This window comes from Phaeodactylibacter xiamenensis (assembly GCF_965229835.1).
GTDB classification, from domain to species: Bacteria; Bacteroidota; Bacteroidia; order Chitinophagales; family Saprospiraceae; genus Phaeodactylibacter; species Phaeodactylibacter xiamenensis.
In genome coordinates, this window is record NZ_OZ245931.1 from 6,711,086 (window position 1) to 6,724,678 (window position 13,593).

At 49.2% G+C, this 13,593-nt stretch carries 13 protein-coding genes and 1 tRNA gene; 2 read left to right on the forward strand and 12 right to left on the reverse strand.

Annotated features, from left to right (window positions below):
- Positions 1-11: 11 nt before the first annotated feature.
- The 4 genes from ACO08I_RS25900 to ACO08I_RS25915 form a co-directional block, all read right to left on the reverse strand.
- Positions 12-1,544, reverse strand: a complete 1,533-nt coding sequence (locus ACO08I_RS25900; protein WP_282775669.1) for an ABC transporter substrate-binding protein — start codon at positions 1,542-1,544, stop codon at positions 12-14.
- A 170-nt stretch (positions 1,545-1,714) separates the two neighbouring features.
- Complete coding sequence (locus tag ACO08I_RS25905; RefSeq protein WP_421947553.1) at positions 1,715-2,182, reverse strand: MarR family winged helix-turn-helix transcriptional regulator; 468 nt, start codon at positions 2,180-2,182, stop codon at positions 1,715-1,717.
- A 2-nt stretch (positions 2,183-2,184) separates the two neighbouring features.
- On the reverse strand, positions 2,185-2,658 hold the full coding sequence (locus ACO08I_RS25910) for a glutathione peroxidase (RefSeq protein WP_282775671.1): 474 nt from the start codon (positions 2,656-2,658) through the stop codon (positions 2,185-2,187).
- A 212-nt stretch (positions 2,659-2,870) separates the two neighbouring features.
- Positions 2,871-3,296 (reverse strand): DoxX family protein, encoded by a 426-nt coding sequence (locus tag ACO08I_RS25915; RefSeq protein WP_282775672.1) that lies wholly within the window; start codon positions 3,294-3,296, stop codon positions 2,871-2,873.
- A 142-nt stretch (positions 3,297-3,438) separates the two neighbouring features.
- On the opposite strand from ACO08I_RS25915, the gene ACO08I_RS25920 reads away from it, so the two are divergent.
- On the forward strand, positions 3,439-4,563 hold the full coding sequence (locus ACO08I_RS25920) for an IS701 family transposase (protein ID WP_421946523.1): 1,125 nt from the start codon (positions 3,439-3,441) through the stop codon (positions 4,561-4,563).
- A 432-nt stretch (positions 4,564-4,995) separates the two neighbouring features.
- Here ACO08I_RS25920 and ACO08I_RS25925 read toward each other — a convergent pair.
- The 6 genes from ACO08I_RS25925 to ACO08I_RS25950 form a co-directional block, all read right to left on the reverse strand.
- Positions 4,996-5,069, reverse strand: a tRNA-Ala gene (locus tag ACO08I_RS25925).
- 54 nt (positions 5,070-5,123) lie between these two features.
- The gene (locus ACO08I_RS25930) at positions 5,124-6,548 is read right to left on the reverse strand and encodes an ArnT family glycosyltransferase (RefSeq protein ID WP_282775674.1); all 1,425 of its coding nucleotides are present in this window, start codon (positions 6,546-6,548) and stop codon (positions 5,124-5,126) included.
- Positions 6,549-6,601: 53 nt separating this feature from the next.
- The gene (locus ACO08I_RS25935; RefSeq protein ID WP_282775675.1) at positions 6,602-7,216 is read right to left on the reverse strand and encodes a hypothetical protein; all 615 of its coding nucleotides are present in this window, start codon (positions 7,214-7,216) and stop codon (positions 6,602-6,604) included.
- 3 nt (positions 7,217-7,219) lie between these two features.
- Positions 7,220-8,206, reverse strand: coding sequence for a YpdA family putative bacillithiol disulfide reductase (locus ACO08I_RS25940; protein WP_282775676.1), 987 nt, complete (start codon positions 8,204-8,206; stop codon positions 7,220-7,222).
- A 59-nt stretch (positions 8,207-8,265) separates the two neighbouring features.
- Positions 8,266-10,269 (reverse strand): response regulator, encoded by a 2,004-nt coding sequence (locus tag ACO08I_RS25945; protein WP_421947554.1) that lies wholly within the window; start codon positions 10,267-10,269, stop codon positions 8,266-8,268.
- Positions 10,270-10,610: 341 nt separating this feature from the next.
- A complete protein-coding gene (locus tag ACO08I_RS25950) occupies positions 10,611-11,057 on the reverse strand; it encodes a response regulator (protein WP_282775678.1) in 447 nt (148 codons plus the stop codon).
- A gap of 382 nt (positions 11,058-11,439) precedes the next feature.
- Between ACO08I_RS25950 and ACO08I_RS25955 the strand changes: the two genes are divergently transcribed.
- Positions 11,440-12,420 carry a polyprenyl synthetase family protein gene (locus tag ACO08I_RS25955; RefSeq protein WP_282775679.1) on the forward strand — a complete coding sequence of 327 codons (981 nt, stop codon included), beginning with the start codon at positions 11,440-11,442 and terminating at the stop codon, positions 12,418-12,420.
- 363 nt (positions 12,421-12,783) lie between these two features.
- On the opposite strand, the gene ACO08I_RS25960 is transcribed toward ACO08I_RS25955, so the two are convergent.
- Together ACO08I_RS25960 and ACO08I_RS25965 are read right to left on the reverse strand one after the other, a co-directional pair.
- Complete coding sequence (locus ACO08I_RS25960) at positions 12,784-13,227, reverse strand: GNAT family N-acetyltransferase (protein WP_421947555.1); 444 nt, start codon at positions 13,225-13,227, stop codon at positions 12,784-12,786.
- A 7-nt stretch (positions 13,228-13,234) separates the two neighbouring features.
- Positions 13,235-13,504 (reverse strand): acylphosphatase, encoded by a 270-nt coding sequence (locus ACO08I_RS25965; protein WP_282775681.1) that lies wholly within the window; start codon positions 13,502-13,504, stop codon positions 13,235-13,237.
- Positions 13,505-13,593: the final 89 nt, after the last annotated feature.

Genomic DNA, 13,593 nt, shown 5'->3' on the forward strand with positions numbered 1-13,593 from the left:
GCCAGGCTTCTCTACAACGCACTCAGCAGTGAGGTCTCAGACAGAACATCCCATTGCAGGTGCGCGGCATCGGCCAGGTGAGGGTACTGCCGGTTTAGGAACTGCGTGTACAAAGCTTCGCCATCCTGTGCATTCCCCTTTTCATGGTGGCCAATGCCGAAAAACCGCCGATTGTCTGCAAGGTCGCAGAGGTGGACCTTATTTAGAGAGGTCTGGAAGTAGTTGTTCAGGGCACTTTCAAGGGATCCGCGGATGGAGCTGGGAATGATGCTGGGAAGTGGCTTGATGATGGCATTCACGAGTACGCCAACTGCTTTTTGGGGGTAGTATTCGTCATTGAGGAAATGGTCAACTTCCCGGAACCAGCCTTTGAGCAGTTCTGTGATTTCCTCCCGGTTGAGATTGATGTATTCCTCACTGGTGAGCAGCACATCGGCGATGAGGTTGGGGTAGTCGGAAGAGTCGGTCAGGACTTTAATGTCTCCGCAGCCTTCGGCAATGCAGGCTTCCACGAAAGGGCTCCATAGCACCAGTGCATCAAGGGTGTCGTCCTTTATGAAGCGTTTGGTAAGGAGGTCCAGGTCGGTGTGTTTTTGAGGGATGGCTTCCACTTCTTCGGGCCTGATCCCATGCTCCTGCAGCACATACTTCAGGAAGGTATGGGAAGGCGAGTCCTGGGGGTAGAGTATGCGTTTGCCCCGAAGGTCAGCCACCGTTTTGATACGGCTCCTGGACAGAATGGCGTCGGCACCATTGGACCAGGAAGCCTGGTAGAAAACCTTGGGCGACCATTCCTTGATTTTATCGGCTACGTAGGGGAGGCGGTCAATAGTGCACCACATCATATCAATCTGCCCGGCTTTGAAGTCCTCGCAGAGCTGATCGAGGTGGTCATTAAGCTCAAAGTGGACCTCTCGCCTGTATTTCTGGAAAAGTGGCGTATTTTCATTACGGGCGAAGCCACCATTGTACATGATGCTGGGTATGAAACCGATCCAGGTAGGCAGGGCAATCTGTACTGACTTGGCATTAATGCGCGCAATGTATTCCTCCAGAGACTGTGCGATGCTTTCGTAGACTTTGCCCCGGCTTTCCCTGGCCTCTGGCAGCTTGTCAAACACTCTGAGGTTCTCAATGTCGAAATGCTGATCGTAGATGTCGTCCCAGCCATAGAGGTGATTAAGCAGAATAGGCATAATGAAGCGCTCCTCCTTGCGGTAGGCGTCGCTGTCGCTAAACCTGGCGTAGGTGGTCAGCAAGTCCCGTACTTCCTCATCTACGATATCGTCGTTGACAAATTCCGGGCTAAAAAGCAGCAGCGTAATATCTGCCCGCTTCAATTCATCCTTGAGCTGCCGATCTACTGAGCCACCTATATCAATGTCGGTTGCGGTCCAGATGTGCACGTTAGGGTAGCGGGCATTGATGCTGGTGAATTGCTTTTCCAGCTCCTCCCAGGCTTCCTGATCGGCCCTGGCGTAAAGGACGGCAATGTGAATGTTGGTGCTGCGGTCCTGCGTCTCTGGTATCGGTTGTATGGGCATAATTCTTAGTGTGTTGCGCTTCATGCATAGTCCTAAAACGGGGAAAAGCGGCGCTCGTTACGCTTTTGCGGGTTAAATTAAGACTTTTTTAATTTATCCGCGCTTTGCCTTGAACTGTTACCGCCAAAGGATATTTTTTCGCGGCTTTTTCTCCTGTCAGGTTGAGGGGGTTACTCTTTATCTTGTTCTGCCCGTTCACTCAGGATTTCGACCAGCTTGAACAAGGTCTTTTGAAACTGTAGGATCTCCGGTTCCGTGAGCCTGCTGTCGTTGAAGGATTCGATGATAGTTTTGGGTATTTCCTTTGCTTTGTTCTTTAGCTGTGCTCCGGGTTCGGTGAGTTGGACCAGTACACTGCGCTCGTCTTTAGGGGACCGCCTTCGGGTGATGAGCCCTTTCTGCTCCAGGCGTTTGAGCAAAGGTGTAAGGGTATTGGATTCCAGATAAAGGTGGTTGCCAATTTGGTTAACGGTTTGCGCCCCATGCTGCCAAAGCACCAGCATGGCCAGGTACTGCGGGTAGGTCAGGCCAAGGGTATTCAGCAAAGGGGCATAAATTTTAGTCGTCATCCTGGAAGCAGCGTAGAGCGGGAAACAAAGCTGGTTTTCCAGATAGAGGGCCGCCGCAGTATCGCTCATGCTTACAACAGTTTTTTGATCGTTGACTCCATCTTTTCGGGCTGTGTGACCGGTGCGAAACGCTTCACCGGCTTTCCGTTCTTATCAATGACAAATTTGGTGAAATTCCATTTGATTTTTTTCCCGAACAAACCCTTGAGTTCATCTTTCAGGTACTTGAAGATAGGGTGCGCCCCATCTCCATTAACCTCAATTTTGGCGAACATAGGGAAGCTAACCCCGTAATTGATCTCGCAGAACTCCTGAATAGCTTCGGCGTTTCCGGGTTCCTGATTGGCAAATTGGTTGCAGGGGAAGCCCAATACGACGAGCCCTTCGTCCCGGTACTTTTGATAGAGCTTTTCCAACCCTTCGTACTGAGGCGTAAGCCCGCATTTGCTGGCGGTGTTGACCACCACAACGGTCTTGCCTTTGTATTCCTCCATTTTGACTTTTTTGCCATTGAGTTGTTCGGCTTCAAAGCTGTAAAAATCCATAGTTATCGATTTTAGCGGTTTGATTAGAGAGTTTATTAGTGTAGGTTTTGTGTAGACCATGGATTAGGATTTTTTGCCAGATCAAAGAACGCCCGGAACCTCGACTTCAGAAAGGGAGCCCTTTAATTCCCTTTCTTCGTGTAGCTACGAAGGTGAGGACGTGATGCAGAGCTGGTGAAAAAGGCAATTCTCAGGGGCACACAAAATTTACCTTAATAAACTCTTGTATGATTGAATAGATGTTTGAGCGCTCCGGTTGACCAAAGTGCCCACAAAATGAGTACAGGCTGAAAGAAAAGGCGGATAAGCCGCTTGCGGTCGGTGTCCAGCCCAAACGCATCAATACCGTTGGTATACTGGGAAACGTTGCCGGGGAAGATCAGCACATAAAAGATCGCCAGCGCAATGCCCACCTTGACCTTATGTCGGGTCCAGAAAACCATAGCCAGCCCGAGCGCAATTTCCGTCACACCAGAGGCGATGACCACAAAGTCCATAAAAGCAGGGTCACTCGGTAGCCACCTTGGCACCTGAGCCTGGAATTCCTCCCGTTGGAAGGTAAGATGCCCGATGCCGGCCAGCCCCATGAGCAAGCCGAGGATGACACGGAATACGTTTTGAAGTGTTGTTGTTTTCATTTGTATCGATTAAGATTAAATCGTGTGCGATGTAAATGACAAACGTTTTTTTAGTTTACCAGCTGACCTTTCGCACGCGAAAGATTTGGAAAATTGATTAATAATGTTGGGGCAGTTATCTTGCAGCTCAAAGGAGCGCAAGATGAAAGACCCAAAGTTACTTGACTTGTATTCGGACTACCTGCTGGCATCGTTTCGCATGGCGACAGCCACCGGCTTGTCCGAGCTGACCGATCAGGCACTGAGCCATGACAAGATCAGCCGTTTTTTAGGGCAGGAAGCCTTCACGGCAAAGGACTATTGGCGTTGCATAAAGCCTTTGGTACGTAAAGTGGAGCACCCGGACGCGGTCATCAAGATAGATGACACGATCGAGGAGAAGCCGCACTCTACGGAGAATGAAGTGGTCACTTGGCACTGGGACCACTCCAAGAAGCCGAAAGCGGGGCACACCAAAGGGATCAACATCCTGAATTTCCTTTACCAGAGCCCACAGGGCATAGAGCTGCCTGTTGCTTTTGAGATCGTGCGCAAGTCGCAAGAATACGTGGATGCCAAAAGCGGGCAGGTAAAGAAGCGCAGCCCCCGCAGCAAGAACGAGATGCTGCGCGACCAGCTTTTTGCACTTGTCAAATACAACCGCGTGCCCTTCCGCTATGTGGTATGGGACACTTGGTTTGCTGCCAAGGAGAACTTCGAGTTCGTGCATTATGAGCTGGGCAAGCATTTCATCAGTGCCTTGAAGAGCAACCGCAAGGTCGCCCTTAGCATGGAAGACAAGCTGGAAGGCAAGTTCCACCGAGTCGACGGGCTAGAACTGCAAGCAGGCCAGGCCATTACTGTTTACCTCAAAGGGCTGGATTTCCAAGTCCAGTTGGTCAAGCAGGTCTTTATAAACCAAGACGGCTCAACTGGAGACTTGTACCTGGTCACCAACGATCTGGTGCTAAGCGGCCCAGCTATCTGCACAACCTACGGGACACGCTGGGGAGTGGAGGTATTCCACAAATCGCTCAAACAAAACGTGGGGCTGGAAAAGTCCCCCACCAAGCACGAGACATCCCAGTGCAACCATGTTTTTGCTGCCATGATTGCCTGGACTAAACTCGAACTGCTGGCTGCAAAAGAGCAGACCAACCACTTTGCCCTAAAAACCAAAATTTATGTCAATGCCCTCAGGGCGGCTTTTCAAGAGGTGCAAAGGCTCAAAGCCTATGTCCCTAAAATTGGACCGCCGGATGGGCTAGCCACCCCTCTTTTGGGGTAAGGCCTTGATTAACTTGTTCATGCGAGTGCTTTTTCAGTGCCATGCACTGAGTGGGCTTGCTGTGCCAAGCACCCTGAGTACTGCTAATTTTTTCAATTATCATAACCTTTCGCGTGCGAAAGGTCAGTTACCAGTTCATGGTCACGGCTACTTTTTACTATCCGTCTTTCCTTGTTGAATCCCTGCTGGATCTAACCACCAAGCCGAATAGGAAAATGGCGCTTATCAGCGTTCTTTTCAAAAGGATGGATTTGAGGGATTGGCTTTGCTCTTCCCCGGAGAGGGGAGTCCTAATGTGATTTTCTAGAGGAGAGCTGTATAAACGAATAAGACCCTTGATCCAATTCAGAACCAAGGGTCATTTTTGCCGCTTTTGCCGTTATTATTTGCCACTTTTATATCTGAAGGGCAACGATTTAGCAAAAAACTTTGTGGAGAATACCGGAGTCGAACCGGTGACCTCTTGCATGCCATGCAAGCGCTCTAGCCAGCTGAGCTAATTCCCCGCTTTTTAGCGAATGCAAATATAAGGGCTTTTTGGAAAAGGTGCAATAAGGTTGTTAATTTTTGCGCTCAAAAATTACCACATAGTCGCCAATATTGGCCACCTGAGTGTAGTGCGCTGCCCGGTAGGCTGCAAAGCGTTCGGTTTCAACGGGATAGCGGAAGACCATGAAGCGGGGGGCAGCGGCCTCAATTTTCGCCACTTCTTTCTCCACATCAATCTCCATGGCTTCGATGTGCTTGTCCAGCCAAAAGAGGGAAGGGTGGACATAAGGGATGAGTGGAAGGCGCCGGGTCATGAAATAGATCGCCTGATCTTCCTGTGTGTAGATAAGATCGCCGGGCTCAAGATGCTGATTGAGGTATTGAGCAGCGTAACGGACATTATCCGGTCGGTCGAGGTAGTCTTTCTTTTGAAGCAGCAGGTGCGTTACGAAGAGTAAGCCCAATAAGGCATAGCCAATCCGTGGGTGGCGCATCCAGCGCAGCCACCGGGGCACCTCCTGCCGGGGCAGCCCGAAGAATTCCCCGGCCAGATAACTAAAGGGCAGCATAAACTGAATGTAATAATGCCCAAAGGCATTGCCGGGAATCAGCACGGAGGCCAGTGCAAAGGCAGACCAGATCAGGCCAAACTGCCGTACAGACAGCTTGACGGTTTTGTGCCAGAGCCCTATGATAAACAAGACCGTAACGGGCAAAAACCGCAGGAAAAATTCAAAGAAGAAAACGATGTAATGCGAAAAGGCACGGGAAGAAGGGTAGCGCCCGGCTACCGTGATTGAGTTAAACCAAAAGCGGTCGAATTCTCCAATCTGATAATAGTAGCCGACTACCATGGCAAAAGGGATGGCCGCACCCATCGCCATAGTCAGCGCCTGGCTCAGGGCTTTGACCACATTGCCCTCCCGGCGCAAAGACTGGAACATGAGAAAGGCCCCAAAGGCCAGCCCATCAAAGAGCACTACGTATTTGATGACAAAGCCAATGCCCAGCAGCAGGCCGGCTACCAGAAAAGCAGTATAACTGCGGTATTGGAAAAAAAGCAAAAGTGCGCCGGCAGTGAATAAATTAAAGTAAGTCTCTGTATTTGGGGAAACACCAAAGCGTGTAAATAATGAATTCAGGATAAGATAAATAATACCCGCTGACAGCGCAGCAGCCCAGCTACTCCCCTGTATACGTTTGGCGCGGTAGAGCAGAAATGCAGTAAGGCCCAGTACCAGGGCCGCAACGAGCCGGTAACCCCAAATGGCATGGCCAAGCAGAGACTTTAGTGCGGCCAGTACCAGAAAAATACCTATAGGTTTGGTATCAATATAGTCTACCTGATAAGTGTAGCCTTGTGATACGGCATCTGCGATGACGAGGTAGGTAGACTCATCGTGATCAATGACCGATGGGAAAAAGGAGATCAGGCGGATGGATACTGCTACCAACAGCAAGATGCTGAGCGCCTTAATTGATTCAGGAAGTCGCAATGTCAGGTGTCATTCGTTTTGTGGCTAACAATAGAACAACAAATATAGGACAATTAATCTTCTTCCCAGTCCCGCATTTTGCGCAGTAGCAAGTCAATCCTTGCAACGATATCCTTTTGCTCCCGGCGCTTGAGCCGGGCAGCTTTTCTGGCGAGCTCTTCGTTGCCAGACCGCTCCCGGGCCATTTCACTCAGCACGTCCTGATAGTCTCTGGACTCCCAGTAGCCGCTTTCGTCTTCTACCTCCAGGTCATGAAAGTATTTTTCTTGCAAATAACGTAGTAAACTAACTATTGCAGCGTGGGTCTCCGGCCCTGCAGATTGGGTGTGCACTGTAATCCAATTTGGCGTGACAGCATAATTATCAACTGCGCTTACTGCAACTTGTATTGGAGAAGTCAAAACCCCCGAAGCACTAAAACAAAAATAAAGAGGGGCGCAGTCCTGATGAACCTTTAGAATAATGCCCTTCAGGCCTGAGTCGCCCACTAAGGCAGGCAGGCCGGCACTATTGCGCTCCAGGCGTGCGTCCGGTCTGCGGTCCCAGTGTCCGTCAAGTACCTGAGTGGGCCAGCGCATAGACTTTCCTATATCTTCGAGCTCGCAGAGCAGTGCTGCGGATTGTCGTTTGTCCGTCAGGGTGCCCCGGTAGTGGATGCTTAGCCCCATACGTTAAATCGGTTGCAGCTTAGGCACGCGCCGGGCAACTTGCTTAGCGATGACCGTGCCGTGGTCTCTTGTATTCTCAATAAAGAGTGAATTGGTTTTCATACCAGCGCAGACCACGCCCGCCAGAAAAACATTGGGCAGGCTGGTTTCTAATGTTTCCGGGTTATGATTGGGCACCCGTGCTTCATCCTCTGGTATTTCGAGCCCAAGACTGGATAGCAGGTCGTAATTCGGGCGGTAACCGGTCATGGCGAGCACCCAATCGTTATCCAGCTCCACTTCTCCTTCCGGGGTTTGCAGGGTTACAGTATCCGCCTGAATGGATTGTACGGTGCTGTTCCAGTAGGTAGGAATACTGCCCTCCTTTATCCGGTTTTCAATATCGGGCTTAATCCAGTACTTCACACCTTTGTATATAGCATTACCCCGAATTGCCATCGTTACTTTTGCCCCTTTGCGCCATAGCTCCAGTGCTACCTGGCATGCTGAGTTCGCAGCTCCAACTACGAGCACCTGTTGTCCGACATAGGGGTGGGCATCATCGTAGTAGTGCTTAACTTTTGGGAGGCCCTCTCCGGGCACGTCCATCATGTTTGGGGTGTCATAGAATCCAGTGGCTACGACTACAGCACGGGCCTTATAGGTACGCTTTGGGGTCGAAATCAAGTAGCTGCCGGTACCATCGGGCTTCATTGCTGACACTGGCTCGTAGGTATGCACATTGAGGGACCAGGCTTGCTGCAGGCGCCGGTAATATTCCAGTGCTTCCCGGCGAGTGGGCTTCTCGGTATGAGAAATAAAAGGGACATCTCCAATTTCCAGACGTTTGGAAGTGGAGAAGAAGGTCATGTTATCCGGGAAATTATAAATAGAATTGGCGAGTACACCTTTTTCAAGGACCAGGTGGCTAAGCCCTTCCTTATGTGCCGCGATTGCACAATTGAGCCCGGTCGGCCCACCGCCAATGATAATCAAATCGTAACTTTCCATGATTGTCTTTCGTTTTTCGACAATCATTCAACGCAGTAAAGGGGGGCAAGGTTGATGGATCAGGGTATGACCTGCTGTAAGACCCTTTTGAAAAGCCCTTCCGGCTTGACCGGCTTTACTACATAATCATTAATGCCAATCGACTGGCACCGCTCCTGTTCCTGCTTGGACTCATTGGCGGTCAGGGCAATAATGGGAGTTTTGGACTGGCTTCTGATTTTGATAGTGGCCTGTATGCCATTCAGCACAGGCATTTCGAGGTCCATCAGTATGATATCATAGTCGTTCCGGGAGGCCATTTTTACGCCTTCCAGCCCATTTGCAGCCACATCTACAGTGACCTTGTCCGACCAATTCGTTAGCATTCGCTTGGTGGCCAGGCGGTGCAGGTCATGGTCTTCCACCAAGAGGATACGGAGCGGAGCCGTTGGCGTTTCGGGCAACGACCTGGGCTGTTGTTCGGGTGTTCCAATAGGCAGCTCAATTTTGATCTCGAACTTTTGGCTGGTCTTCCGGACAGGCTTTAGCTGCCCTCCCATGATGGCGGTAAGCTGTTTGGCAATGACGAGGGGGAGCATTCGGCTGGCTTCTACGCCATGGTCCTTAATAATATCTTCATCCTCAATCATTTCTTTGGCTTCCTCGAAGTTGAAATCGTCAGATTGAAACATACAGCGGACCAATAACTCAAGGTTGGTATTTCGGCTGCCCCTGACGCCCAGCGAAAGACGGGTTTGGGCATCGGGCACCGTGAAGTTGACGGCAAGCTCCAGGGCGTTATAAATAAGTTGGGTAAGCCGCTGAGGGTCACTGATAATGGTATCCGGCAATTTCTGTGATACGTCCAGGGCTAGATCACTGCCCGATTTCTCTGCCCTGATTTTAGAGATATCCAGGACAGTTTTCAGCATATTGGTAACTTGAATCTCTGAATAGTTCAGGTTTACCTGCTCGGTACGGAGCGTACTGAGGTTTATCCAGTTGTTCAGTGCAAAGCTCAGGTCTTCCAAAGAGGATTTGATGCCCCTGATATATTCTTTTTGCTGGTCCTGAAGCGTTGTTTCCTCCAGGAGATAAATGAAATTAATCACGGAGGCGATGGGCGTCCTGAGGTTATAGGAAAAATCAGAAAATAGCACTTTAGGGTTTTCATGCGCCGGGCTATCTGACTTGTGGTCAGGGGTTTGCTGGGAATTCTCCTTGTCCGGTTTTGGCGGTTCCTCAGGGTCAGGCCCGGGCCCGCTGTCCGGAGCAGGTTGAGGAGGGGAGGGCTCAGGAGCTTGATTGGAAACATCCTGAATGCTGCCCAGGAGCATCATTTGGCTATCCTTTTCAACATAGCTGACCTGCGCATTCACCTGTACATGGCGGACTTTCTTGTTGTCAATGACAATACGATGATTGATAGTGTGTGGCTTGCCGTCACTCATAGCTTCTTCGAAGAATTGCTCTACCTCTGCCCGGTCATTGACATGAACGTACTTGAGGTACTCAGAAAGTGATGGCAGGAAGCTGCCTGGCTGGAACCCGAAGAAGCGAAAGATCTCATCGTCCCAGTGCATGGAAGTGTCCACCATATTCATTTCCCAACGCCCAAACCTGGCTATTTTAAGCGCCCTTCGGGTGCGCTCTTCGTTTTTGCTGAGGTCATCGGCCTTTTTCTGGAGCTTTGATTGTGTGGCAAAGCGCTGAAGGGAGTAGTTAATGGTTTTGACCAGCAGGCGATGGTCAAAGGTGCCCTTGACCAGAAAATCCTGAGCGCCTGCTCTTACGGACTGAATGCCCATGATCTCATTCTTATAACCGGTCATGACAATAACCGGCGTATTGGGGGCTTTTTCTCTAAACTGCTGCAAGGTTTTGAACCCTGTAACGTCCAGCAGGTTGAGATCGAGCAGTACGATGTCCGGTGAGCATTCCCATAGCTTTTCCAACCCTTCTGACAGAGAGTCCGATGTGAACAAAGTGTGCTTGTAATTGGCCTCTTTAAGGAGTGCTTCCAGCAGCGTAATGTCTGACTCGGAATCTTCAATGACCAAAATTCTCGTATTGTTATTGCTCATAACCATTAACCGCTTCTTTCATTCCTCCCATTCGTCAGTTCCTGAATAGGGTTCGGGGTTAAAAATAGCTTTGGTTGTCTGGCGGGATAGAATATGTGAAGCTCCCCGCAGCGTCAGGGGAACTGAACCAGGTGCAGCTACCGAAGTGGCTGCCATAGTTCTGACTGTCCACACCCAGAAATCAAATACCGATTAGATGCATTCATGCGAATGCTGCGTAGTGTTTCACGGCAAGTTTACAACGAGGGCTGTTTGCGCCAGGCTGCAAAATAATCAGATGTTTCCGATTGTGTAACCGGGGGTTTTTATAATCGGCGGGATAAAGCACGATCAGGTTTCGTTTAGGATACCTTGGTCGGCAAAATTGTAGTAGATAACCAGAAGTCTTCTATCTTATGAATGATTTCAAAAAATTTATCAAAGTCAATAGGCTTATTGATAAAGCAGTTGGCGTGCAGGTCATAGCTTTTCAGAATATCTACGCCAGCATTGGAAGTCGTAAGCACCACTACAGGGGTACGCTTAAGTGTTTCATCAGATTTGATGACGCCCAGGACTTCCCGCCCGTCCCATTTAGGCAGGTTTAGATCCAGTAGGATAAGATCAGGCAGCGGAGCACTTTCGTAAGGAGGCTCTTTACGAAGGTACTTGATGGCTTCAATGCCATCAGTTACGACATCAAGCTTTATGTCGTTTTTGCTTTCCCGAAATGCTTCTTGGGTGAGCCTTACGTCCCCAGGGTTATCCTCGATTAAGAGGATATTGTGTGCTTTTGTTTTGTTGACCATATTACCAATTTCAATAATTGGGTCTCAGCTTTGATCCGATTCTCTGATCCACTGCGTCCGGTTTTCAAATTTGCTTTAGTACAGAGCATTTTGAAGATCGGGGCACTGCGTAAGCCTTTGTCAATTAATTGTACTGTTTACTATCGAGCCTGCTTTCTGTTATAGCTCTGTAAAGTTAGAATTATTTTGATAAAATAATGAATACGAAGGCGCTTAATTAGGGTTTTTCCTGTCACCTTTTCTACGAAGTGGGGCTACAGACAAATCAGCAGGCTGTAAAAAATGGTGTATTATGGGCGGGCATAAATTTTGAACATAGTCTTCCTTCCGCATTTGTGGAACCATATTGCTTGTCTATCTTTGTTGAAACATCATATCTTTTATGCTTGACATCAAGGCGCTTCGTAATTCCTTCGAAGCCTACCGCCAACAGCACGCTTTTTCACAGGCTCCTCAGGGGCTCTACGAGCCAGTTGAATATATTATGTCTTCTTCCGGTAAGCGGCTGCGGCCGGTCCTGGTATTAATGGGGGGCGCTTTATTTAAGGGGGATATGGCTTACAGCCTGCCTGTGGCTATGGCTGTGGAAATCTTCCACAACTTTTCTCTGGTGCATGATGACATCATGGATGAGGCCCCGTTGCGGAGGGGGCGTCCCGCCGTGCATACTAAATATGGTTTGAATACGGGCATTCTTAGTGGTGATGTCATGCTGATCTATGCTTATCAGTTCCTGTCGAAGGGGGGCAAAACTGCTAAAGAGGTGGCCGATTTGCTGGACGTCTTCAATACAGTCGCAATAGAAGTTTGCGAGGGACAGCAGTTTGATGTAGACTTTGAATCCCGAAATGATGTCACAATTTCGGAATATATCAATATGATTGAGCTCAAAACGGCAGCTCTTGTTGGAGGAAGCCTGCAAATGGGAGGCATTACTGCCGGTGCGCCTCCAGAGGCTCAGCATCAGCTCCGTGACTTCGGGCGAAATATCGGCATTGCCTTTCAGCTTCAGGATGATATCCTGGATACTTTTGGAGACCCTGAAAAGGTTGGTAAGCGGGTTGGAGGCGATATACTGCAGAATAAAAAGACCTTCCTTATCCTTAAAGCGCTGGAGCTTGCCGAAGGGGAAACCTATAAGACCCTTCACCATTTAATGACGACAAACCCGGAAGACGAAGACAGTAAAGTCCGTACGGTCACACAAATATTAAGGGAGCTCAGTATTCCTGCATGGGCAGAGCAGCAAAAACAGCAATATCAGGACAGGGCATTTAGCGCATTAGATGCTTTGGAGGCGCCAAAGCAGGGTAAACAGCAACTACAGGCTCTTGCTGAACAATTGCTGGTGCGAGAGTCCTAACCTCCCTGCAAAACGGGCAAAAGAAAAGGAGCAACCACCGTAAAGTGGCTACCCCTCACACTATGAAACACTATAAATTAGCAAGTCAGAGTGCACTGGCTTATACTGCCAGATCATGTCAAAAGACATCATTTAGCGCAAGGCAGTGCCATCTTGCTTTTGTACATTCAAAAACAATCAGGACTTAGGGCCTTAAATAGAAGGCACCTATGCGATCAACCTGAATGAATAAGGTGATTACCACAAACCGGAAGGAAGGCCGGGAGGGTAACAGCCTTTGTTTGTTTGTTGTGTAGCTTTCTGGACTTGCGAGACTGCTTATGAAAACAGTTTCATATCAAATGTATTAACTAATATTAACAATTACAAGAAAATTTTGCCATTCCACCACTCCTGCTCAATTGTAGCTGCTTTTTTCCTGTAAAAATTAATGGCGGGCTTATTCCAGTCCAATACCTGCCATTTCACCAACCGGCAGTCTTTACTCTTTGCCGTTTCCAGAAAGGCATCAAACAGAGCCTCTCCGATTCCTTTGCGGCGGTAGGCAGCCTGAACAACGAAGTCCTCCAGGTACAGCATCTTGCCTTTCCAGGTAGAGTAGGTCATATAGTATAAAGCCATGCCTACAATTGTTTCCTTCTGCTCTGCAACCAGTACTTCAAAGACACCTTCCCCGAAATCGCGCTGATAGTCTTCCAGCGAGGCAGTGAATTCATGGGCAGCCTTTTCATATTCGGCTAACTCCAGTACGAGGTTATGAATGGCAGGCAGGTCCTTTGCGGTGCCCGGACGGATATTGATCTGCATAAGTTGGTTATCTGATAATCTCAAATTGCTGCAAAGCCGAAATGGGTTGTTCTTCAACTTCTACGGATTCGACGCGGGCTTCCGAAGGGCCCTCCCTGCACCAGTCTATCCAGTGTTGAAGGCTCGAATCGGGTCCCTGTCCCACAGCGGAAACGCTGCCATCCGGCTCGTTTTTCACCCAGCCTTTTATATGAAGCTGTTGTGCCTTCTCCAGTGTGGAGGCTCTGAAGAATACCCCTTGTACCTTGCCGGTAATCCGCAGTTTTACTTGCCGCATAATATTTTGTTTTGCAGGCAATATACAAAAAAGGGGCTGCGCAAGGCAGCCCCGTTAGAATTGAGGTTATCGCCATTTTGAGCATGGCG

Coding starts and splice junctions, on each gene's coding strand:
- ACO08I_RS25900 (WP_282775669.1), bottom strand. CDS start 1,544: ATGCCCATACAACCGATACCAGAGACGCAGGACCGCAGCACCAACATT.
- ACO08I_RS25905 (WP_421947553.1), bottom strand. CDS start 2,182: ATGAGCGATACTGCGGCGGCCCTCTATCTGGAAAACCAGCTTTGTTTC.
- ACO08I_RS25910 (WP_282775671.1), bottom strand. CDS start 2,658: ATGGATTTTTACAGCTTTGAAGCCGAACAACTCAATGGCAAAAAAGTC.
- ACO08I_RS25915 (WP_282775672.1), bottom strand. CDS start 3,296: ATGAAAACAACAACACTTCAAAACGTATTCCGTGTCATCCTCGGCTTG.
- ACO08I_RS25920 (WP_421946523.1), top strand. CDS start 3,439: ATGAAAGACCCAAAGTTACTTGACTTGTATTCGGACTACCTGCTGGCA.
- ACO08I_RS25935 (WP_282775675.1), bottom strand. CDS start 7,216: ATGGGGCTAAGCATCCACTACCGGGGCACCCTGACGGACAAACGACAA.
- ACO08I_RS25940 (WP_282775676.1), bottom strand. CDS start 8,206: ATGGAAAGTTACGATTTGATTATCATTGGCGGTGGGCCGACCGGGCTC.
- ACO08I_RS25945 (WP_421947554.1), bottom strand. CDS start 10,269: ATGAGCAATAACAATACGAGAATTTTGGTCATTGAAGATTCCGAGTCA.
- ACO08I_RS25950 (WP_282775678.1), bottom strand. CDS start 11,057: ATGGTCAACAAAACAAAAGCACACAATATCCTCTTAATCGAGGATAAC.
- ACO08I_RS25955 (WP_282775679.1), top strand. CDS start 11,440: ATGCTTGACATCAAGGCGCTTCGTAATTCCTTCGAAGCCTACCGCCAA.
- ACO08I_RS25960 (WP_421947555.1), bottom strand. CDS start 13,227: ATGCAGATCAATATCCGTCCGGGCACCGCAAAGGACCTGCCTGCCATT.
- ACO08I_RS25965 (WP_282775681.1), bottom strand. CDS start 13,504: ATGCGGCAAGTAAAACTGCGGATTACCGGCAAGGTACAAGGGGTATTC.